We start from the raw sequence: 21,739 nt of genomic DNA, 5'->3' as shown, positions 1-21,739 counted from the left end.
ACCGGTAGGGCCGCCGCGCCTATCAAAGCCCCGGCTTTTTGCACCCGTCGCGCCCATTCCCGGGTATGCTCCACGGCGTCGACTTCAGCGGCGCGGCCCAGGCCGGCCATGGAATCTGGATCGCCGAGGCCGCCGTTGACGGGGACGAACTCCGGATCGAAACCTGCGAGTCGGCCGCCGACCGCTTCGGCGTCGCCGAGCGCACACCCTGTCTCGGCCGCCTGACCGAATTCCTCCGGACGGCCGAGACCGTCGGGCTCGATTTCCCCTTCGGCGTGCCCGCGCCCGTCCACGACCGCGACACCTGGGCCGCCAGCGTCGAGTGGGTCGCCACGGCCGCGACCGACGCCGACGAATTTCAGGCCGAGTGCCGATCACGGGCCCGCGAGGCGACCGACGGCGAGCGGGCCGACCTCCGCCGCGAGACCGACGGCCCCGTCGGGGCGCTCTGCCCCTACGGGAGCCACGTCTGGAAGCAGACCTTCTACGGGATCCGGGACGTGCTCGCGCCCCTTTCCCGCGCCGACGCGGTGGCCGTCCGTCCGATGCAGGACGGCGGCGAGGTGTCCCTCTGTGAGGTCTACCCCGCGGCGACGCTGGCCAGTTGCGACCTGCCCGCCGCCGAGTACAAGGACGGCGGCGAACCCGCTCGCGACCGGCGGCGGACCATCGTCGAGGGACTGGAAGCCGAGACGCCGCTGGTCTTCTCGCAGGGGGTCCGGGCCGAGTTGATCGACGACGCTGGCGGGGACGCACTTGACGCGGTGGTCGCGGCGCTCGCGACCTACCGCGCCCGCGAGGCCGACTTCGAGCCGGATCGGTCGTGGGACTCGACCGAGGGGCACATCTACGTCTGAGTCGGCATCTCGTCGATGAGGATCGTGGCGGTCCCCTGAACGACGATGTCGCCGTCGCCGTTCTCGACCCGGGTCGAGACGCGGTAGCGCCCCTTCGCGAGTTCGTCGACGACGGTACACCGCGCGGTGTAGGTGTCGCCCATCGATGCGGGAGCGACGAACTCCAGATGCTGGTCGAGGTAGATCGTCATCCCGGGGAACGCGGCGAGCGCGGCGCTGATGAGGCCCGCGACGAGCGTCCCGTGGAGGATGCGCCCGCCGAAGCGCGTCCGGGCCGCGAACTCCTCGTTGAGGTGGAGTGCGTTGGTGTCGCTCGTAATCTTCGCGAACTGGTCGGCCTCGTCTTCCCCCAGTTGGCGAGTCAGCGTCACCTCGTCGCCGACACCCAGATCGTGTTCGTCGGCCACCGAGAGGTGGAACTCCCCGGGCGTCCCGCCGTAGGGCATCCGGGTGGTTCGCATCCCCTCGATCTCCTGGAGGAAGGGGAAGTCGGCCTCGACGAACCGCGCCGGATCGGCCTCGAAGTGGTCCTTGCAGCCCTCCGAGCAGAAGTGGTAGCTCTTGCCCTCGTACTCGACGGTGGCGGCGGGATCGTCGGGGTCGACCTCCATCCCGCAGGCGATGTCGATCACCATGACCGAACTAGTGGATCGACCGTCCCGTATGGATGTGTGCGGGTCGTTGGCCGGTCGAATTCGGTCGGTTGCGGGACGCGGTCAGTTATCCCTCCCGAGCGACGGCGAGGAAGATCACGCCGAAAAACCCCATGATCGTCGCGGCCCACCAGCCGACCGGCCCGCCAAGTTGCGTCACGGCGGCCGCGCCGGTCCCGAACAGCAGGACGGCGAAGGCCACGGCGACCGCCCTGACCGCGGGATTCGGGTCCCGGTCCGTTTCGTCCTCGGTCTTTGCGACGATCTCGTCGAGTGCGGCCGTCGCGTCGTCGGCGACGGTCGCGGGGACGAGAATCCACGAGGGAACCGCCCCGAAACTCCCGGGTCCGGACGCCGAGAGGGAGACGACCACGAATGGGCCGATCCACCGTGTGCTGAAGTCGGTGGCCCGCGAGAGGTCCCGCTCGCGATAGTGGTCCGCGTAGGTGGCCGTCTCGGGATCGATCTCACCGCGTGTCGAGCAGACCACGCCGACCACACCGGCGAGGAATCCGGCGGCGAACAGCGCGAGCGCCAGTCGCTCGTCGATCACCATCGCAACCGCGAGCGTCAGGCCGCCAACGATGCCGGTCGCGACCCGTTCCCGGCCGGGAATCCTCGGCTCGCGACCGGTAAACGGGAGTTTACGCTGGGACTCGTCGGTGATCATCGGCAGGAGGTACAACAGCGAGAAGGGGCCGCCGATCAGCGCGAGGAGGAGCACGAACAGACGGACTTCCATGCTACCGACGAAAAACACGAGGACGACGCCGAGCACGCCGAGCGCGAGGATCCCGGCGTAGACGCCGAAGACGGCGGCCATGCCGGCCCGGACGAGCCAGCGGAGCCACGGCTCGGTGCCGTAGTCGTACCGCCACGAGACCGCGGAGGGCATGGCCGAGGGTACGCGGGGCGGTCCCAAGAACGTGGGGGAACGGGCCATGATCGTAAGCTCGGGATCGGGCGAGTCAGACACCGTTATACGCGTCGGCGGGCAAGGAGCGAGCATGACCGACCCGGCCGAGATCGACGTGACCATCGTCGACGGCTACGTCGACGAGCCGGCGCACTTCGGCGTGCCGCCCTACATCTCGACGTATCCGCGCTACACCGCCGGGGCGCTGGTCGACGCCGGCGTCCCCGAGGAGCGGATCACCTACCACACTATCGACGCGCTCCGGGACGACTCCTCGCGATGGCGCGACGTGGAGGACGCGGATCTGCTGATCTACGTCGGCGGGATGACCGTCCCCGGGAAGTACGTCGGGGGGACGCCCGCCGAACCCGACGAAGTGCGCCAGATCGCCTGGACCGCCGAGGGCGTCTCGATGATCGGCGGCCCCGTCCGCTTCGGCGTCGGCGAGGCAAACGAAGGAGCCTCCGAGACCGCCCGTGACGACCTGGACTTCGACTTCCTCGCGATGGCCGACGTGGAGGCGGCGGCCTACGACCTCGTTCACAATGGATTAGAGGGGTTCGAGGACCGCTATCGCGGGGTTCCGGAGGAGACTCGCTGGGCGAAACGGGGCGCGTTCGTCGTCGAGCAACACCCCAACCACCCCGAGTACATCCTCGCGGAACTGGAGACCTCTCGGGGCTGTCCCTACCGGTGTTCGTTCTGTACGGAACCGATGTACGGCGATCCGGACTTCAGACCGCCGGAGAGCGTCGTCGACGAGGTGGCCGCGCTGTCCGACCACGGCGTCTCCGACTTCCGACTCGGCCGGCAGGCCGACATCCTCGCCTACGGCGGCGACGGCGAGAAACCCAACCCCGACGCCCTCCGGGACCTCTACAGCGGCATCAGGGAGGTCGCGCCCGACCTCGATACGCTCCATCTGGACAACATGAACCCGATCACGGTCGTGAAGTGGCCGGAGAAGGCTCGTGAGGGTATCCGGATCATCGCGGAGCACAACACGCCCGGCGACACGGCTGCGTTCGGGCTCGAGTCGGCCGATCCGCTCGTGCAGGAGGAGAACAACCTCAACGTCTCCGCCGAGGAGTGTTTCGAGGCGGTGAAGATCGTCAACGAGGAAGCGGGCTTCAGACCCGGTGGTGACCCGGACTCAGCGCCCAACTTCGGAGACGACGCCTCGCCGCGACTCCCGAAGCTCCTGCCCGGGATCAACCTCGTCCACGGGCTGAAGGGCGAGCGGACGGAGACCTTCGAGCACAACAAGGCGTTCCTCCAGCGGGTGTACGACGAGGGGCTGATGCTCCGGCGGGTCAACATCCGGCAGGTGATGGCCTTCGAGGGGACCGACATGGCCGACACCGGCGCGGAGATCGCCAAGGACCACAAACAGCAGTTCAAACAGTACAAAAGCGAGGTCCGGGAGACCATCGACAACCCGATGCTCCAGCGGGTGGCCCCGCCGGGGACGGTCCTGCCGGACGTGCATCTGGAGTACCACGAGGACGGCTACACCTTCGGCCGGCAACTGGGAACCTACCCGCTGCTGGTGGGGATTCCGGGCGAGCGCGACCTCGGGCGGACCGTCGACGTGGCGGTCACGGGCCACGGTTATCGGTCGGTGTCGGGGGTGCCCTACCCGCTCGACCTGAACGCCGCCTCGATGGACGAGCTGACCGAGATTCCGGGAATCGGGAAACGGACCGCAGGGGACATCGTCGTCGACCGGCCACACGAGTCGGTCGGCGAGGTGAGCGCGGAGATCGATCTCGACAGGTTCCTGACGGTCGGGAGTCGCGAGAGTGCGGACTGAGCGAACCGGTCAGGGGACGCTCAGGCCGTCTGCATCTCCTTGAGGACTTCCAGATCGCGATCGGTGCGCATGAACTCGGCGGTCCGGCGCTCGGTTCCACAGTCCGGACAGGAAAATTCCGCGTCGGCGGCCGGGAGATCGGTCGGCGTCGCTTCCCAGTCTTTCTCACAGTCGGGACACAGGAGTTGAACGAACGCCTCGTTCATGTATAGGGGTGCGTCCCGGGGACGTGAAAAAGTGACGGCGGTTCCCGTTCCGAAAGAACAGACTGGACCGGTTTTTCCGGTGGCAGTCCTGCCCGGGCGGCCCAGGTGCGGTGGCGGTTCGGGCCGGGTCGGGTTGTCGGGATCGGGGGCCGGTCCCGTGGGCTAACAGAAGGTACTTTTGCGCGCTGGTGGAAGGACGGGCAATGAGTCCGAGCCGGGAGGTGAGCGTCGTCCTCCCCGCCTACAACGAGGCGGAGACACTGGAGGACACGGTCGAGATTACCCTCGAGACGCTCGAATCCTTTCTCCCAGCCGAGTCCTTCGAGGTGATCGTCGCCGAGGACGGCTGTGCGGACCGGACGCCCGAGATCGCCGAGCGACTAGCCAGCGACGACGAGCGCGTCCGCCACTTCCACAGCGACGAGCGCCTCGGTCGTGGGAAGGCCCTCGAAGCGGCCTTCCGTGCCAGCGAGGGTGAGACGCTCGTCTACTTCGACACCGACCTCGCGACGGACATGCGCCACCTCGAAGAACTGGTCGAGCGCGTCCGATCCGACGAGTTCGACGTGGCGACCGGGTCGCGGTGGGTCCCCGGGGCCGACGCCGACCGGCCCGCCAAGCGGGGCATCCCTTCGAAGGGGTACAACCGGCTGGTTCGCCTGTTCCTGCGGTCGGATCTGCTCGATCACCAGTGCGGGTTCAAGGCCTTCGACCGCGAGGCCCTGCTTTCCCTGCTGGACGACGTGGAGGACGAACACTGGTTCTGGGACACCGAAGTACTCGTCCGGGCCCAGCGAGCGGGCTACCGCGTCGCGGAGTTTCCCGTCGAGTGGACGCCACAGGGCGACTCGAAGGTCGACCTCGTACGGGACGTGTTCGGAATGGGCAGTCAGATACTCCGGACGTGGTGGCAGGTGTCGGTGAGCCCCCGCCTGACGCGGCGGGTGAGCATGACCGCCGGGTCGGTGCTCGTATTCGTCGCGCTGGCGCTGATGCTGGTCTATCTGGAGCCCGCGGCGGTGCTGGATGCGATCACGGGGGCCGATCCGGCGCTGGTCGCCCTCTCGGGGGTGGTCTATCTCCTCTCGTGGCCGCTCCGCGGCCTGCGCTACCGGGATATCCTGTCGCGGCTGGACTACGACGGTGACACGTGGTTCCTGACGGGGGCGATATTCATCAGTCAGACCGGCAACCTCGTGTTCCCGGCGCGGGCCGGCGACGCGGTGCGGGCTTACGTCGTGAAGGCTCGCCGGTCGATTCCCTACCCCACCGGGTTCGCGTCGCTGGCCGTCGAGCGCGTGTTCGACCTGCTGTCGATCACGGTACTCGGGGGGACCGTCCTCCTCGGCCTCGTGGCGACCGGCGGGACCGACGAGGTGGTCGCGGCCATCGCCGCGGACGTGGGGACGATCACCATCGGCGGCGAGACGCTGAACCCTGCGGCAGCGGCCGAGACCGCGATGGGTGTTGCGGCCGGCGTCGGACTGGTCGCCATCCTCGCGGTGGTAGTCATCGTCGTCAACGCTCGCCGGGACACCAACCTCGTGCGGCGGGGGGTCCGCGCCATCAGCAACGACTCCTACGCCGAGTACGTCGCGGGCGTGATCGAGCGGTTCGTCGGCGACGTCGAACGGGTGATCAGCGACCGCGGGGCCTTCCTCCGGGTCGGTGTCGGGAGCCTCGCCATCTGGACGCTGGACGTGGTGACCGCGCTGATCGTGTTCGCGGCCTTCGGCATCCCGGTGACGCCGTATCTGACCGCGGTCGCGTTCTTCGCCGTCTCCGTCGGGAACCTCGCGAAAATCCTGCCGCTCTCGCCCGGCGGGATCGGACTGTACGAGGGGGCGTTCACCATCATCGTCGTCGGCCTGACCGCGGTCCCCGAACTCACTGCGCTGGTCGCGCTCGGCATCGCTATCGTCGACCACGCGGTCAAGAACCTGATCACCGTCGCCGGCGGACTGGTCTCGATGGCCTGGCTCAACGTCTCGCTGACCACCGCCGTCGCCGAGACCGAGGGTGAGACGGGCGCGAGCGCCGCCGAAACCGGCGACGAAGCCGCCTAGTACCGATCCGTGACGAACGGGCCGGCCGCGCTCGCCACGGCGTGGACCAGCGACGACTCGCGGTCGATCCGTTCGCCGGTGAGCACCCCTGCCGCACCCTGTCGCTCGGCCACGTTCTCGGTGTCGAGCAGGTCGTCCATCACCGGCCCGAGTTCGTCGCCGTCCTCGACGCGGGCCGCGACAGGTGCGGGCAGTCGGAGGCTCGGACCGCCGCCGACACCCCACCGATCTCCGTCGGTGACGGCGGCCCACATGATCAGGAAGAGCCCCTCGGTGGCCTCGACGTGTGCGACGCCGCCCTCGATGCCGACCCCAAGCTCCGCCCCCGTCGCTTCCAGTGCGGCCGCGGCGCGGTTCCGCGCGCCGGTGATCGTCTGGTCGCGCCCGCAGGGCTGTTCGGGGACGCCCGACGCCACGTCGACGGGTTCGGCGGAGGCGTCGGGGAGCGCCCGCTCGGTCGCGGCCACCTTCACCGGATTCTCGCTGCCGACTGCGACGCGCATGCCTCCCGCTCGGGGTGGGGTGACCTAATGAATTGCGTGAGCGGGCGCTCGACCACTCCGCACCCAAAAACCGGGCCGATTGTCGTGAATTTATGTGTAGTCACGAACGTGACTCAGATATGTGGGGTCAGAAACGGGGTGAGAACCGGTGAGCACGACAGTGCCGTTCTCGATGATCGAGGAGTCGGTCCATCACATCGAACACGAGTTCCAGCCCTGGAACATCCAGGCGGAACTGGAGACGACGGTCACGGTGGACGTGGATAGACTCGGCGAGGCCGCGGCGACGGCCTGTGCGGTCCATCCGATCGCCGGGGCGCGAAAGCGGCCGAGCGACCTCTCCGATACCCGCTTCGAGTGGTCGATTCCCGACGACGAGTACGCGGTCGAGGTCGGCGAGATAAACGGCGAAGGCCGGGACTTGGAGGAGATCCAGAACCAGCTCTACTACCGGCGGTTCGACCTCACCGAGCAGCCGCCGTTCCGACTCCTGGTCGTTCGAGGGGCAGGGATCGACGGCGGCGACCGGTTGCTCGTGAGCATGAACCACGTCGCCGCAGACGGGGTCGGAACGCTGCGCATCGCACAGGCCATCTGTGAGGCCTACCGCGGTGACGAGCCGATGCAGGACTCAGTGAGCTTTCAGGAGTCCAGAACGATGCTCGACGACCTGCGGCCCAAGTCGCTGGACGACGGGCTGAACGTGGTCGATTCGGCGACGCGACACCTCCAGAACGTGGTCGACTCGCCGACCCGCATCGCGAAAGTCGGAGGCACCGACGAGGACGGCTGGCGGTTCTCCCGGCGGAAACTCGACGCCGACCTGACGGCGCGGCTGATCGGCGACCGACCCGACGGCGTGTCCGTCAACGACGTGTTGCAGGCGGCCCTGCACATGGCCATCGAGGAGTGGAACGCGGACCACGGCAAATCGGCGCGGAAGATCAGCGTCATGATGCCGGTCAACCTCCGACCCGACGACTGGTTCTACCAGGTGGCGGGGATGTACTCGATGTTCGAGAGCGTCGAGACCCGCTCACGCGACCGGACCGACCACATGACGGCGGCCCGGGAGATCGGCGAGCAGACCGAGGAGCTCACCGAGCGCGACCGGGCGGCCGCACTCTACAAGATGCTGGAGATGTTGCCGCCGGGGACGCCGGTGGAGCTGAAACGCCAGCTTCCCCGTCTGCTCCGTGGCCCCGGTCGCCGCCTGCTCGACACCGCGATGCTGTCGAACCTCGGGCGGATTCCCGCGATGCCCTCGCTGGAACCGGACGCCGAGGAACGGCCGTGGTTCTCTCCCCCGGCCTGGCGGGGGACGCCGGTCGCTATCGGCGTCGCCACATTCCAGGGCGAGGTCAACCTCTCCTTCCGGTACCTGCGCAGCCAGTTCAGCCAGCAGGCCGGCGAGGAGTTCGCCGACTACGTCGTCGACCACGTCGAGCAGGCTATCGAGTGAGCCCCACGGCCGATACAGTTTCTCGCTGTCGTGCCAGGGATGTCACACCGTACCAACGTATTAATACCCTAGGTAACCGGCCGAGATTAGACACGTAGACTGCTTTACCCGGGGGATAGCACACGCCATCGAAATGTTTAAATAAGTTTCGTCGTAATGTATTCGCTACCCACGACTGTCCGGGAATTTTCAGGTCATAACCTGCCCGGATAGCATTCGCCTTCCGACCAATGAGCGAGAACACGAGAGCGCGAACGCGCACGACCGACGAGAAGACAGCAGAGGAGACCGACGAGGAAGAAGAAGTAGACTGCCCGGAGTGCGGTGGGCACCTCGTCATGGACAACGAACACGGTGAGACGGTCTGTGAAGACTGCGGACTGGTCGTCGAAGAAGACGAGATCGACCGCGGGCCGGAGTGGCGCGCGTTCGACGCCAGCGAGAAGGACGAGAAATCCCGTGTCGGAGCCCCGACCACGAACATGATGCACGACAAGGGGCTCTCGACCAACATCGACTGGCGCGACAAGGACGCCTACGGTAACTCGCTGGGCAGCCGCCAGCGCCAGAAGATGCAGCGCCTCCGGAAGTGGAACGAGCGGTTCCGGACCCGGGACTCCAAGGAGCGCAACCTCAAGCAGGCACTCGGCGAGATCGACCGCATGGCCTCCGCGCTCGGCCTCCCCGAGAACGTCCGCGAAACGGCGTCGGTCATCTACCGTCGGGCACTCGACGAGGACCTCCTGCCCGGCCGTTCCATCGAGGGCGTCTCGACGGCCTCGGTCTACGCCGCGGCCCGACAGGCCGGCGTCCCGCGCAGTCTCGACGAGATCACCGACGTTTCGCGGGTCGAGAAGAGCGAGATCGCTCGCACCTACCGCTACGTCGTGCGCGAACTCGGGCTGGAAGTCAAGCCCGCCGACCCCGAGAGCTACGTGCCCCGCTTCGCCTCGTCGCTCGAACTCTCCGACGAGGCCGAACACCGCGCCCGCCAGCTCCTCCAGAACGCCAAGGAACAGGGCGTCCACTCCGGGAAGTCCCCGGTCGGACTCGCCGCCGCAGCCGTCTACGCGGCTGCCCTGCTGACCAACGAGAAGACCACGCAGGCCGCCGTGAGCGAGGTCGCGGACATCTCCGAGGTCACCATCCGTAACCGCTACCACGAACTGCTGGAGGCCGAGCAGGACCTCCCGATGGCCTGACTTCCCGTTCGCACTCGGTACGAAACCCGTACTCAAGGGCCGGTCAGTGGCTGTATCGCTTTATCCTTTGTCGTGCTGTACGGTAGCAGTGGTGACGACGAATGCACGAACCAGCGGCCGACATGCCGACCGTGATGGATACTCCTGCGGCGACCGTCCAGCAGCAACGGGACTTCGGGGACGCGACCGACTTCACCGGGTTCAGTGCGGAGCGAATGCAGTTCTCGGCCGGGACCGACATCGCGCCGCTGCTCGAGGGGCTCCCGGACGACACCTGTCAGGTCCCCCACTGGGGATACGTACTCGACGGGGCGATCGACGTCCGGTACTCGGACGACACGGAGGAAGTAGACCGAGCGGGCGATCTCTTCTACTGGCCGCCAGGTCACAGCGTCTCGGTCGAGGAGGACTCGGAGATAATCCTGTTCAGTCCGCAGGCGGAACACCTAGCGGTCTTCGAGCACATGGCGTCGAAGATGGAGGATTCGGACGCGCCGTCTCCGTGAGCTAGAAAAGGGGGCCGGTCGTGGCCTCCCGCATGGAGACCGAGCACAGGGTCGTCCTCGACGACGCGCGCACGCTGTCTGCCGTCGACGACGACGCTGTCGACCTCGTCGTGACTTCACCTCCCTACCCGCTGGTCGAGCAGTGGGACGACCTCTTTTCGGATCTCGACCCCGCGGTCGGCGAAGCGCTCGCCGCAGGCGACGGCGACCGCGCCTTCCGGTCGATGCACGACGCCCTCGATGCCGTCTGGGCCGAACTCGAACGCGTGCTCGCACCGGGCGGGATCGCCTGCATCAACGTCGGTGACGCCACTCGCACCGTGGACGGCGAGTTTCAGCTCTGGCCCAACCACACCGAGATCGTCGCCCGCATGCGCGACCGGGGCTTCTCCTGTCTGCCGGAGATTCTCTGGCGCAAACCCACCAACAGCCCGAGCAAGTTCATGGGTTCGGGCACCCTCCCCCCCAACGCGTACCCCACGCTGGAACACGAACACCTCCTCCTGTTCCGGAACGGCGACCTCAGGGAGTTTCCCCCCGGCGACGACGACAGGTACGAGAGCGCCTTCTTCTGGGAAGAGCGCAACGAGTGGTTCTCGGATACCTGGGAGATTCTCGGGGAAGACCAGCGGCTCGCCGCCGGAGACGGCGCGCGCGAGCGGTCGGCCGCCTACCCCCTGGAGATTCCGCTCCGCCTGATCCGGATGTTCTCGACCTACGGGGACACCGTTCTCGACCCGTTCCTCGGAACGGGAACCACGACCGTCGCCGCGATGGTCGCCGGCCGGGACTCCGTGGGCTACGAACTCGATCCGGCCTTCGCCGAGGCCATCGGCGAGAGTGTCGAGCGGGTCCCCGACCTCTCGGAGCGACTCGTCGCCGACCGACTCGACGCCCACCGCGAGTTCGTCGAGCGACGCCGCGCCGAGGGTGACCCACCGGGGTACGAGGCAGAGAACTACGAGTTCCCGGTGACGACGAAGAACGAACGCCGAATTCAGCTCTACACCGTCGCCGACGTGGCGCGGACTGGGACGGCCGAAGGCCACCGCTATCGAGCGATGCACGAACCGTACTGACCCGCACCGAGGATGACCCGTCAGCGTTGCCGGGAGGTCGGGGCTTTTCCGGTCGAACGCTGAATTCAGCCTATGGCGAGTCTGTCGGTCGCGCTGGCGATGTTCGTCGGTGGACTTGCGGTACTGCTGTGGTCAGCCGACGTGTTCACGGACGCCGCACAGAAGATCGGTCTGGCGCTCGGGCTCTCGCCGTTCGTCATCGGGATGACCGTCGTGGCAGTCGGGACCTCGCTGCCGGAACTCGTCGCGGCCGTCCTCGCGGTGTTGCGGGACGAACCGGGGATCGTCGTCGGCAACGTCGTCGGGTCGAACGTCTCGAACGTCTTCCTCGTGCTCGGCATCACCGCGGTCGTCGGCCGTGATCTGCGCGTCGAGCGCGACCTGATGCAGGTGGATCTCCCGCTGTTCGCGGCCTCGGCCGCCTTCCTCGTGCTCGCCGTCTGGTCGAGCCCCTTTTCCCGGATCGAGGGCGTCCTCGCGCTCGGGGCGCTCGCGGTGTACATCCACTTCACGATCGCCGAGCGTGACGTCTCCGTCCCCGAGATCGTCGAGGAGGTCGAAGAGGTCGAATCCGACATCGAGGAGTCGCCGATCGGCGTGGTGACCTACGCGGCCTTCGCCGGGAGCCTCGTGCTGGTCGTCGGCTCGGCGTCGGTACTGGTCGATTCCGTCGTCGCCCTGTCGGAAGCGCTGGCGGTCGAACCCGCCGTGATCGCCGTCACCGCACTCTCGATCGGGACGGTCCTGCCGGAACTGACCGTCAGCACGATGGCTGCCCGACGGGGCGACACCGCGGTCGCCGTCGGGGCGATCCTCGGCTCGAACGTCGTCAACGCCTTCGGCGTCACCGGCGTCGCGTCGCTGGTCGGCCCGCTCACGGTCCCGTCCACGATTCGCAGCTACGGGCTGCCGGCGATGGCACTGGCGACCGTGCTGTACCTGTTCGTAACGCAGGATCGACAGGTCACCCGCTGGGAAGGGGCGACGCTGGTGCTGTTGTACCTGCTCTTTCTGGTAAATCTGTTCGCCATCACCTGAGTCGGCGGGCAGCCGAGCGATCACAGAGCGGTTCGATCACCTGCCGGCGATTGGATACCTTTTTGTCCGGACTCGGACTGACCGGAGGTATGGACTTCGAGTCGTTCGTGCTGGCGGCGGCCACGGCGGACCTCGGGGACGAGCCGGCCGCCCGCGATGCCGCCGACGCCGTCGAGTTCCGGATGGATCTGGCCGACGACCCGCTCGCCGCACTCGACGATTACGACGGGGAGTTGCCGCTGATCGCGACCAATCGGGCCGACTTCGAGGGCGGCGAGGCCGACGCCGACGACGCCCGCCTGGACGCGCTCCGGACCGCCGCCGAACACCCGACGGTCGAGGCCGTCGACGTGGAACTGCAGACCGCCTCGGAGGGCGACGGCGAGGGCGTGATCGACCACGCACGCGACCACGGCGCGTCCGCGATCGTCTCCACCCACGACTTCGCCAAGACCCCCGAACCGCCGAAGTTGCGGCAGTTGCTCGACCGGGCCTGCGAGTACGGCGACGTGGGGAAACTGGCAGTGACCGCCCACTCGCCCGACGACGTGCTCGAACTGCTGGCCGCGACCCGCGCATCGGTCGCCGGCGGCGACCGCGTCGCGACGATGGCGATGGGCGAACCCGGCCGTCACTCCCGGGCCGTCGCGCCCCTCTACGGTTCGAAGATCGGCTACGCACCCGTCGACCCGGCCGACGCGACCGCACCCGGGCAGTACGACCTCGCGACGCTGCGCCGACTCGTCTCCGAGTTGCGTTCCGAGTCGACCGAGGAGTGATCGGCCGTAGCGCCGACGAACTGCCGGATACGGTCCGAGCGCACCGTTTTTCGAAGGCGGAAGCTTAACAACCGCCCGTCACAGAAATCCGGAACAGTGGTAGCAAGCGCACGCAAGCGGCCGCTACTCGCCGCCGTGCTGGGACTCGTCTATCCCGGACTCGGGCACGTCTACCTGCGGGAGTGGGCGCGTGCGTTGCTGTGGTTCGGCCTCATCGTTCTGACCGGGTCGCTCATGATCCCCGACAGCGTCTACCCGGCGACGCTGACCGTCGAGTCACTGATGCAGATGTCCCGCGCGATGCCGCTGGACGCGGTGATCGCCCTCTCGGCCGTCACGGGCATGAACATGGTCGACGCCTACGTGCTCGCCTCCCGGAACAACGAGGCCCACGAGCGCGTCGCCGAGGGGACGCAGTGTCCCAACTGCGGACGGGACGTCGACCCCGACCTGGAGTTCTGTCACTGGTGTACGACGGACCTCGACGCCGGGGACGAAAACTGATCGCCGGACGCGGCAACTTTCACATCGGGAACTGGCGCTGCTCGCGCTGGACCGAGATCCACTTCGTCTCGGTCAACTCGCGCATGATCGCGTCGCCGTGGAACCGACCGATGCCGGAGGATTTCATCCCGCCGAAGGGGACGTTTGGCTCCTCGTTGATCGGCTGATCGTTGATGTGGACCATCCCCGCGTCGATGGCGTCGGCCACGTCCTCGGCACGGTTGCGGTCGCCGGACCAGACCGAGGCCGCCAGCCCGTACTCGGTGTCGTTGGCCAGTTCGATGGCCTCTTCGTCGTCCGAGAAGGGGACGATGGGCGCGACCGGACCGAAGTGCTCGTTACAGGCCGCGGTCATGTCGTTCGTCACGTCCGACAGCACCGTCGGCTGGACGACCAGCGAGTCCTCGGTGCCGTCGAGTTCGACCGTCTCGCCGCCCGTTTCGAGGGTCGCGCCCTGCTCGACGGTCTCCTCGACGAACTCGAGGATCTGGTCGCGCTGGCTCTCGTTGATGATCGGGCCGACGATGGTCGATCCGTCGTGGGCGTTGCCCGTCGGGATCATCTCGGCTTTCTCGACCATCCCCGCGACGAACTCGTCGTAGATAGACTCGTGGACGAGGTGGCGGTTGATCGAGATACAGACCTGGCCCTGGTGGGAGAACGTACCGAAGGCGCTGCCAGAGAGCGCGTTGTCCAGATCCGCATCTTCGAGGACCACGTTGGGGCCGTTCCCACCCAGTTCCATCGCGGGGAAGGCAAGCGAGTCGACGGCCTGTTTGGCGACGTGGCGGCCGACCTCGGTGGAGCCGGTGAACGCGACCACGTCCACGTCGGGGTGGCCGGCCACCCGGTCGCCGATCTCCGAGCCCTTCCCGGGGACGCAGTTGACCAGTCCGGGCGGCGCGCCGGCTAGCTCGAACAGCTTCGCGATAGCGAGCCCGCTCGTCACGGGCGTGTCCGAGGCCGGTTTGATCACGACGCCGTTGCCCAGTGCGACCGCGGGTGCGACCGCGCGGATCGACAGGTGGAACGGGAAGTTCCACGGCGGGATGACGGCGACGACGCCCGCCGGCTCACGCTTGACGAGGTTCTCCTTGCCCTGGATGGTCGACTCACGAATGTCGCCGCCGGCCCGCGAGGGGTAGGTCGCCGCTTCCGCGACGTCGCCGGCCGCGGTCTGGAGTTCGACGTTGCTCTTGAGCCCGGCGCTGCCCGATTCGGCGACGAGCAACTCGGTGAGTTCGTCTTCGTACTCGTCGATCAGCGCGTAGACGGTCTGGACGACCTCGGCCCGCTGGTCCGGTCCCTTCTCCGCCCAGCGCTCCTGGGCGCGGGTCGCCGCTGCGTAGGCTTCGTCCACGTCCTCGACGGTCCCGGCCGGTACTTTCGTCCACTCCTCGCGTGTGGAGGGGTCCTCCACCGAGATGGTGTCGCGGTCGCCCGGCCCGTGCCAGGTTCCGTCGACGAACAGGCAGTTCCAGTCCGCATCTGCTGATAGCTCCGGCTCGGATCGCTCGGTCTGGGGTGTCTGTGCCATCAATCACTAGTCGTTACGCGAACCCAAAAACACCGTGGTGGCGGAAACTTTGTTGGTTACGTGCGGCGTGAGGGCGATGCCGGTCGGCGCCGTCACCCCTCGCCCTCGGACTGGTAGGGTTCGCCGACGGCGTGCCGGGGGAGGAGGTTCATCACTTCGTTCGAGAGTTCGTCGGTGGACTCGAAGCGCTCGTCGTCGGAAGCTTCGATCACGCCCCCGAGCGTCTCGGTACCGTCGGCGAGCAGTAAGGTTACGTCCTGCCCCTCGGACACGACGGTTTCGTGGGAAACCGGGTAGTCGAACGCTTCGAGAACCTCGTCGAGGTGGGAGAGCGTCACTTCGCGGTTCATATCTGTTCGTTCGCCGGCACCGGGGAAAGCGATACCTGCACCGCGCCGGCCGGATCGTCACCGGTTGAATGCGTGCGGTCGGACGACGATGGACACTGGACGCCACGAGGCCCCATTCCGTTACTTTTCGATGATGCTCTCGTCGACAGCCTCGCCGAAGTGCCGTGCGGTGTCCTCGTAGAACACCTTCAGTTCGTCGCCGGCTTCGAGGTCCGTGACGGCTTTCCGGCCGTCTTTCGTGGCGACTTTGATCGTCTCTGCGTTCTGGAGGAGCGTCTCGATCCGGTCGCCCTCGGCGGTTTCGGCCTGCACCCGGAACATCGGACGCTTCTCGATCTTCACGCGGCCGACGATGGCCTCGCGGGTGTTGCCGTTCGTGTCGACGACCTGTACCTCGTCGCCGCTTCGCAGTTCCGAGAGGTACTTCGTCCCACCGTCGGGCGTGCGGACGTAAGCGTGGACCGCGCCGGCGTTGACCCGGAAGGGTCGGGACGCCACGTAGGGCGATTCGGCCGTCTCGGCGTGGACGAAGAAGAGACCACGCGACATCGACCCGACGAGCATCCCCTCGTCGTGTTCCATCAGGTTGCCCGTGTCGACACAGACCCGGTCGGCGGAGCCGGTCTGTTCGATGGCCGTGACCTCGGCCCACTGCAGGTCGACGGACTCGCGCTGGCTCTCCTCGCGGACCTCGACCGTTTTCCGGATCTCGTCGGGATCGTCGGTGTCCAGCAGGACGCCGTCCGATCCGAGTTCCAGCGTCTCGAAGGCGGTGCGGGCTTCGTCGGCGGACTGGACGCCGGCGATCAGATCCGTCTCCTCGCCGATGCGGGCGATGAGGTTCTCCAGGGGGATGATCTGCCAGTCCTCGCCCACGACGAGGGTGTACTCCGCCTCCTCCGCCACCGACTGTGCGAAGGCCTCGTAGTCCTCGTTCAGGATGCGGACGTAGCCACCCTGGGGATTCTCGCCGTTGGATCGCAGTGAGGAGAGATCGGCGGAGCCGGAGAAGTCGGTCGGCAAATCGACGGTCCCGTCGCCCTCACCGTCCTTGCCCACGACGACAGCGTCGGCGTTCGTCTCGTCTTCCTCGGCTTCCATGACGTGTACGTCGCCGTTCGAGAAGGCGGCGACGTTCACTTCGCCGAGTTCGCGGACGCGTTCCACGTCGGACTCGTCGACCAGTACCCAGTCGACGCCGGCCTCCAGACCGGCGGTGATACGTCGTTTGCGTGTCTCCCAGTCGCCGACTTCGTCGTCGGCTTTCAGCCAGACGGAGCGTGTCATGTGTTCCCCCTCGAAGCCACCCGGCTTGAACATGGCGAAGTCGGGCACATTCACCGTCCGAACGGCGCGTTAGTGGCGTTCCACGCCGTTTCCGACGGTGTGGGGCCGTTCACCGCCGATCGGGCCAGGTGGCCGGGACTGCCGTCCCGTTCGATCTGGCCGGCCGGACGGGCTGCCAGTCCGTCCAGCTTCCGGAGCGCTCGTCGACGTTCCCGTCCTTGTCGCCGACACCCTGGGGCCCCGGCGGGACGGCGATGACGACGCCGGTCTGGGACTCGAACGAGATCCGGTCGGCGTGTCCCAGCCGCTCGTCCTCCCCGTCGCCGTCGTAGTCGACGGCCGCGACGCCGCCGTCCCTGACGTAGGTGAGCGAGCTACCGGGAGCCCCGGCCGCACCGGTTTTCGCCCGCACCGCGAAGCGGTCGTATCCACCGCGTACGTCGACGAACCACGCGTTCGCCGTGAACCACCACGCTGGACCGACCGGAACGATCGGGAGCCCAGCGGGGACCCGGTTCAGGGACCGTTTCAGCCGGTCGTCGAGTCTGTCGGCGAGCCGGCTCGCCCCTTCGCGGGTTGCGTTCTCGATGCCAGCGGCCAGTCTGGCCGTCACTTTCTGCCGGACCAGCTCCCCGGTCGTGCTGATCTTCGCCTGTGAGACCCGCGTGTCCGTTCCGGTCGCGGTCGCGTGTAACACCAACCTGAGCGTGGCCTGCAGGTTGTCCCGTCTCGTCTCGTCGTGTTCGATCGCTCGATCGGCGACGGCCGATGCCGCCGACCCGTTCGTCAGCGCCAGCGCTTTCGCTCCGGGTCCCTCCCACCGCGCGAGCGCGTCCTCGACGATGCGGCGGCGCTCGGATTCGTCGTCGCCGATCTCCATACTGGCGAGCTGTTTCCTGAGCACTCGCCGTGAGTAACCGACTCTTCGCTGGACGACCCCTTCCAGGGACCTGGATTTCCGGTCGAGTGTCTCGTCGAGCGTCTCGTTTTCGGTCGTCAGTCCGCTGGCGGCCTGCGTCGCGCGGAGGGTGCGGGCGGCCGTCCGGAGATCGACGGTCGAGCCCATGTCGACGCTTTCGAGCAGCGTATCCGCCACGTTGCCGTGAGGCGACGCGAACAGGTTGACGTTTCTCGTCGCGAGCGGACTGATGCGAGCGTCCTCGGGTAACGAGTCGGCGTGGTTCGGGCCGACCTCGGCGACCGTCAGGTACGCCGGCGAGCCCTCGACGGCCGTCACGTCGACCCCGTCGATGCCCGGTTCGCGGGCCGTCAAGCCGTTGCCACTCCGGGTCTCCAGCGCCCGCTCCAGCAGGTTCGGCGAGTCGACCCCGACGCTCCCGAGCGCTTTACCGAGATTCCGTCTCCGCTGGGCTTGCTTTCGGGCCCGTTTTTCGAGGAGTTCCCGGGTCTGCTCGGCGTACATCCCACGGGCGGCGAACCGTGCCTTCTCGGCGACGCTTCCGTACTCGTTCGGCGGAGCGACCAGCCCCCCGAGTTTCCGCTCCAGTTTCTCGGCCGGGTTCGCCTCGAACGCGCCGGCCCGGCCGCGCTTTACAGTGACAGAGACGTTCGCGACTCGGTCGCGGAAGCCGACCAGATCGGCCAGCAGCCACCCTCGAATTCCCTCTGGAACCCGACCGTGGACGGTTCGGACGCCCGAGATGTTCTTTCGCTTCCGCACCGCGTCCCTCGCCAGTTCGTCGGGGCCGCCGCGGCCGTCGATCAGCCGGAGTCGCGCCCGTCGACTGACGTTCGCCAGATTCGGCCCGTCGAACGGTCCCTTTCCAGCTTCGTGGACGGTCTCGATTCCGTTGGCCGGTGCGTACGGAGTGGGCGCGTGCCGGCCGATCAGCGCCACTCCGACGTGGAAGCGGAAGGTGTCGCTCGCCTCCGTGACGGTCGTCTCGTTGCCGTCGACCCAGTGACAGTACTTCGTCCGTTCCTGTTTCACCCGGCGGCCGAACGATTCGAACGCGTGCCAGCCGTCCGGGATCGACTGGTTCACCTCGGTCGTCCCCGTCACGGTTGGATCGTCTCGGCCGACGCGCTCGGAGTCGAGTCGCCACCAGCCGTCGGGCTGGACGGTCCAGCAACTCGGCAGCGACCCGCTGGTCCGATCGGTTTCGCCGATCGTCCGAACCTCGGCGCTGTAGACCGACCGGACGAGCGACCGGAGGCTCACCGGCGCGGTGGCCCTGGCCAGTCCCCGGTCGGCGGTGCCGTTGACGCCGACGGTCATCCGATCCCCGGCGTCGGGAGCCGCGGTGTCCGTCTCCAGCGACGGAATCCCGGCGGGCGCGTTCGGATTCGGTCCGGGTCGGCCGCCCTCGAACAGCGTCTCGACGTACCCACCGGGAACCCCCGCGCCGTGAAGCAAGTCGGTCAGGCCGACACCGACCATCGCGCGGTCCATCGCTCGCCGGCCCGAGGCGTCGCTCCGGCCGAACAGGTGGCGCTGCTCGCGAAGGATCGCGCCGTTGGTCATTATCTCCACGTGGCGGTTGGCGAGCACGTTCTCGATGGCGACGCCGCCGGACCCGTACTGGGCGTACCCACGCGCCCAGACCACGCCGAACAGCCGACCCGTCAGTCGACCTGTCAGGCCTGGCCGGCCGATCCCGGCGTTTAGCCGTCGATCGAACCGCTCCATCCGGTCGTGGACGGCGAGCACCGGCGTCCGGACAGTAACCGTCGGTTTCACCGTCCGGCGAACGACCGTTTCGTTCCCGCGCGTGGCGGTCACGGTGACGTTCTCGACCCGAACCCGGAGGCGCGTCTGGTTGTCGTTGGCCGTTTCGACGTGGACGCGCTCCATCGCCGATTCCAGACCGCTGGCGTTCGGCGTCGCCGGGAGCGAGGCGGTCGCCGTCACGTCGTTGCGCGTGACAGTCACGTCGTCGAGTCGCTCCCGCGCTCGCAGGTAGATCCGGACCCGGAGGGCGTCCCGGAACGGCGTCTCGTCGTCGAGAACGTGTCCGGCCGGCGTGTTCGCCCGTTCGAGGACCGGATCCATAGCCGCGGCGTCGCCGGCCTCGACGACCGCCGTCCGGATCGCGGTGGATGACTCGCCGACGGCCCGTTCGACCGCCACGTCCATCGTCGGCTCCGTGGCCGGGCGATCCGGCTGGAGACCCACGAACAGCGCCACGCTCCCCACCAGGAGGACGACGCCGACCAGCGCGAAGGGGAGCCACCCGCGCTCGTCGCCTCTGAACGATCGGGTCACGGCGACCACGTCCGGACGGTGATTCTGACCTGGCCGACCGACACCGCGTCGGCCGCAGCACTGGGCGATTGGAACCGAGTCCGCATATCCGCGGCCAGTCGATCGCCGAGCGCGGCCGCGAGTGCGTCGTTAGCGCCCGTGGCGTTGTCGGCCTCCGCTCGCGCCGTCACGTTCGCTCCGAGGAATCGGCCCAGCCGCTCGTACCGGTAGGTCACGAGCTGTTCGACTGGGTAGTCCCCGAGGAGGGCGCTCCGGGTCCGATTCGGCGGGAACAGCCCCCGGACGACCCGCTGGGCCACGATTGACCCTAGTCGCTCGAAGGTGGCGTTCGTCGCGTTCTCGCTCGTCACACGCCGCGCCGCCTCTCGGGTCGACGGGAGGCCGCTCGCGACGACCACTGTTTCGGCGTGAACGGTCGCGTCCCGTGGTGGCGCGGGACCGACCGTGTACGTGCCTCGAATCGGCGCGTCGGGGTACGGTTCCCAGCGAGCGCGGATCCGCGCGAGGTGGTCGCGTCCGCGGGTCAGGTTCCGCGTCGCGTTGGCCACCGATCGTTGGTAGTCGACCCGTGCGTGACTGACGCGCTGCCCATCGACGGCGAGACTGCCGAGTGCAGCCGTCGAGAGATGGCTCGCGAGCGTACCGTGAGCGGTCCGTCGGAACGTCGCCCCCTCGGTTATCGGGAACGTGACGACCCGCGACGATGCTCGGCGTGCGCCCGGTGCGAGCGAGTACTGGACGGTCGCCGTACTCGTCGTGAGCGCGTCGGCGACGCCGTCGGCCGCGTCGGCGTTCGCCGACGGCGGCGGACTCGTTCCGAGCGCGAGGGTCCCGACAGCGGCCCCGACGAGCAGGAGGAAGAGCGCGGCGTCCAGTACCGTACTGATCGCCCGCATCACCACACCCTCACCGTGAGCCGACCCGGACGAACCCGTCCCGATCCCAGCCCGACGCTCACTCTGGTACTCGCCCGCTGTGCCGATGCCGGGGCCCGATCACCCCGAGTCCAGCGCCGGTCGCCGGCCGTGAGCGTCACGTTTAGCTGACGACCGGCGGGCGTGACGGCGTTGACCCGCGACAGGCGATCCGTCTGGACGACGCCGGCGGTCTCGATGGCGTCCTCGACGGCCGACAGCGTCGGCTGTGCGACGTTCCGGGGCTCGGTTCCTGGGACCGCGTCCTCGACCGCGCCCGCGTAGATGGTCAGGCCGACGCCGAGGGCGAACACAGCGACGATGGCCGCGACTGGCTCGACCTGCCCCCTACGCGCCGACGAGCGTGACATCGATCCCCTCCCAGGTGACTCGGCGGGCCACGAGTCGCCCGTCCGTCTCTCGCCACGCACGAGTGCGGTTCCGCGCCTCCGCGGCGGCCGTCCGGAACTCGGTCGCGTTCGAGAACACGTCCCCGGGCGGTTCGCCCCGGAGGACCGCCGCCAGATCGGTTCCGCCCCGGACCGGCGTGACGGGCCCGTAGGCGAACGCGGCGTGTGTCGTGCCGCCGTCGTTTCGCAGCCCGATGCGTCGACTGCCGAGTTCGACCGCCGTCGCGTCCAGCGTGTGTTCGCCCGTCGCGTTGTGCGGACTGGTCGCCACCGCGTCGACCGTCGCCGCCGCCCGCTGGGCATCCGGCGGGACCGTCGTCGGGAGCGCGGCCGCGACACCGAACGCGAGCGCGCTCGCCGTCGCGACCCCGACCCAGAGATACCAGGTGTCTGCCGGTGCGTCGAACATGGACGGGGATGGTCTCGTTCCG

21 protein-coding genes are annotated in these 21,739 nt (G+C 68.1%); 10 read left to right on the top strand and 11 right to left on the bottom strand.

Features of this window, described 5'->3' with window-relative positions:
• Positions 1 to 65 precede the first annotated feature (65 nt).
• Entirely contained in the window at positions 66 to 857 is a 792-nt protein-coding gene (locus BV210_RS04410; RefSeq protein WP_077205470.1) for a DUF429 domain-containing protein, read from the top strand.
• Here BV210_RS04410 and BV210_RS20550 read toward each other — a convergent pair.
• Positions 848 to 1,492, bottom strand: a complete 645-nt coding sequence (locus BV210_RS20550) for a MaoC/PaaZ C-terminal domain-containing protein (protein ID WP_084802556.1) — start codon at positions 1,490 to 1,492, stop codon at positions 848 to 850. The two genes, BV210_RS04410 and BV210_RS20550, sit on opposite strands and share 10 nt — an antisense overlap.
• 85 nt (positions 1,493 to 1,577) lie before the next feature.
• Positions 1,578 to 2,405 carry a hypothetical protein gene (locus BV210_RS04395; protein WP_077205469.1) on the bottom strand — a complete coding sequence of 276 codons (828 nt, stop codon included), beginning with the start codon at positions 2,403 to 2,405 and terminating at the stop codon, positions 1,578 to 1,580.
• A gap of 112 nt (positions 2,406 to 2,517) precedes the next feature.
• On the opposite strand from BV210_RS04395, the gene BV210_RS04390 reads away from it, so the two are divergent.
• Positions 2,518 to 4,239 carry a radical SAM protein gene (locus BV210_RS04390; RefSeq protein ID WP_077205468.1) on the top strand — a complete coding sequence of 574 codons (1,722 nt, stop codon included), beginning with the start codon at positions 2,518 to 2,520 and terminating at the stop codon, positions 4,237 to 4,239.
• A gap of 20 nt (positions 4,240 to 4,259) precedes the next feature.
• On the opposite strand, the gene BV210_RS04385 is transcribed toward BV210_RS04390, so the two are convergent.
• Positions 4,260 to 4,445, bottom strand: coding sequence for a hypothetical protein (locus tag BV210_RS04385; RefSeq protein ID WP_077205467.1), 186 nt, complete (start codon positions 4,443 to 4,445; stop codon positions 4,260 to 4,262).
• A gap of 203 nt (positions 4,446 to 4,648) precedes the next feature.
• Between BV210_RS04385 and BV210_RS04380 the strand changes: the two genes are divergently transcribed.
• Positions 4,649 to 6,511 carry a flippase-like domain-containing protein gene (locus BV210_RS04380; protein WP_077205466.1) on the top strand — a complete coding sequence of 621 codons (1,863 nt, stop codon included), beginning with the start codon at positions 4,649 to 4,651 and terminating at the stop codon, positions 6,509 to 6,511.
• Here the strand turns inward: BV210_RS04380 and yjjX are convergent.
• Positions 6,508 to 7,014: an inosine/xanthosine triphosphatase gene (gene yjjX, locus BV210_RS04375; protein ID WP_077205465.1), complete on the bottom strand. Its 507-nt coding sequence runs from the start codon at positions 7,012 to 7,014 to the stop codon at positions 6,508 to 6,510. The genes BV210_RS04380 and yjjX overlap by 4 nt on opposite strands.
• Positions 7,015 to 7,162: 148 nt before the next feature.
• On the opposite strand from yjjX, the gene BV210_RS04370 reads away from it, so the two are divergent.
• The 7 genes from BV210_RS04370 (at position 7,163) to BV210_RS04340 (ending at position 13,584) form a co-directional block, all read left to right on the top strand.
• The gene (locus BV210_RS04370) at positions 7,163 to 8,476 is read left to right on the top strand and encodes a condensation domain-containing protein (RefSeq protein WP_077205464.1); all 1,314 of its coding nucleotides are present in this window, start codon (positions 7,163 to 7,165) and stop codon (positions 8,474 to 8,476) included.
• A 230-nt stretch (positions 8,477 to 8,706) separates the two neighbouring features.
• The gene (locus BV210_RS04365; protein ID WP_077205463.1) at positions 8,707 to 9,678 is read left to right on the top strand and encodes a transcription initiation factor IIB family protein; all 972 of its coding nucleotides are present in this window, start codon (positions 8,707 to 8,709) and stop codon (positions 9,676 to 9,678) included.
• Positions 9,679 to 9,779: 101 nt separating this feature from the next.
• Positions 9,780 to 10,184: a hypothetical protein gene (locus BV210_RS04360; protein WP_077205462.1), complete on the top strand. Its 405-nt coding sequence runs from the start codon at positions 9,780 to 9,782 to the stop codon at positions 10,182 to 10,184.
• A gap of 32 nt (positions 10,185 to 10,216) precedes the next feature.
• Entirely contained in the window at positions 10,217 to 11,263 is a 1,047-nt protein-coding gene (locus BV210_RS04355) for a site-specific DNA-methyltransferase (protein ID WP_077205461.1), read from the top strand.
• A gap of 72 nt (positions 11,264 to 11,335) precedes the next feature.
• A complete protein-coding gene (locus BV210_RS04350; RefSeq protein WP_077205460.1) occupies positions 11,336 to 12,301 on the top strand; it encodes a calcium/sodium antiporter in 966 nt (321 codons plus the stop codon).
• Positions 12,302 to 12,390: 89 nt separating this feature from the next.
• Positions 12,391 to 13,080 carry a type I 3-dehydroquinate dehydratase gene (locus BV210_RS04345; protein ID WP_077205459.1) on the top strand — a complete coding sequence of 230 codons (690 nt, stop codon included), beginning with the start codon at positions 12,391 to 12,393 and terminating at the stop codon, positions 13,078 to 13,080.
• Between the two features lie 96 nt (positions 13,081 to 13,176).
• Entirely contained in the window at positions 13,177 to 13,584 is a 408-nt protein-coding gene (locus BV210_RS04340; protein ID WP_077205458.1) for a zinc ribbon domain-containing protein, read from the top strand.
• Between the two features lie 19 nt (positions 13,585 to 13,603).
• Here BV210_RS04340 and BV210_RS04335 read toward each other — a convergent pair whose 3' ends face one another.
• The 7 genes from BV210_RS04335 to BV210_RS04305 form a co-directional block, all read right to left on the bottom strand.
• Entirely contained in the window at positions 13,604 to 15,121 is a 1,518-nt protein-coding gene (locus BV210_RS04335) for an aldehyde dehydrogenase family protein (protein ID WP_077205457.1), read from the bottom strand.
• A 92-nt stretch (positions 15,122 to 15,213) separates the two neighbouring features.
• On the bottom strand, positions 15,214 to 15,471 hold the full coding sequence (locus tag BV210_RS04330) for a hypothetical protein (RefSeq protein ID WP_077205456.1): 258 nt from the start codon (positions 15,469 to 15,471) through the stop codon (positions 15,214 to 15,216).
• Between the two features lie 120 nt (positions 15,472 to 15,591).
• Positions 15,592 to 16,758 carry a 3-dehydroquinate synthase II gene (locus tag BV210_RS04325; protein ID WP_077207965.1) on the bottom strand — a complete coding sequence of 389 codons (1,167 nt, stop codon included), beginning with the start codon at positions 16,756 to 16,758 and terminating at the stop codon, positions 15,592 to 15,594.
• Positions 16,759 to 16,867: 109 nt separating this feature from the next.
• Positions 16,868 to 19,984: a hypothetical protein gene (locus BV210_RS04320; protein ID WP_157525800.1), complete on the bottom strand. Its 3,117-nt coding sequence runs from the start codon at positions 19,982 to 19,984 to the stop codon at positions 16,868 to 16,870.
• Positions 19,981 to 20,880 carry a hypothetical protein gene (locus BV210_RS04315; protein WP_077205454.1) on the bottom strand — a complete coding sequence of 300 codons (900 nt, stop codon included), beginning with the start codon at positions 20,878 to 20,880 and terminating at the stop codon, positions 19,981 to 19,983. The genes BV210_RS04320 and BV210_RS04315 overlap by 4 nt, the downstream gene beginning before the upstream one ends.
• Entirely contained in the window at positions 20,880 to 21,269 is a 390-nt protein-coding gene (locus BV210_RS04310; RefSeq protein WP_077205453.1) for a hypothetical protein, read from the bottom strand. The genes BV210_RS04315 and BV210_RS04310 overlap by 1 nt, the downstream gene beginning before the upstream one ends.
• A complete protein-coding gene (locus tag BV210_RS04305) occupies positions 21,247 to 21,717 on the bottom strand; it encodes a hypothetical protein (RefSeq protein ID WP_077205452.1) in 471 nt (156 codons plus the stop codon). The genes BV210_RS04310 and BV210_RS04305 overlap by 23 nt, the downstream gene beginning before the upstream one ends.
• Positions 21,718 to 21,739 lie beyond the last annotated feature (22 nt).

It is taken from the genome of Halorientalis sp. IM1011, assembly GCF_001989615.1.
Lineage (GTDB): Archaea > Halobacteriota > Halobacteria > Halobacteriales > Haloarculaceae > Halorientalis.
The sequence above is the reverse complement of the archived record's forward strand: the minus strand, read 5'-3'. Positions and strand labels throughout refer to the sequence as shown.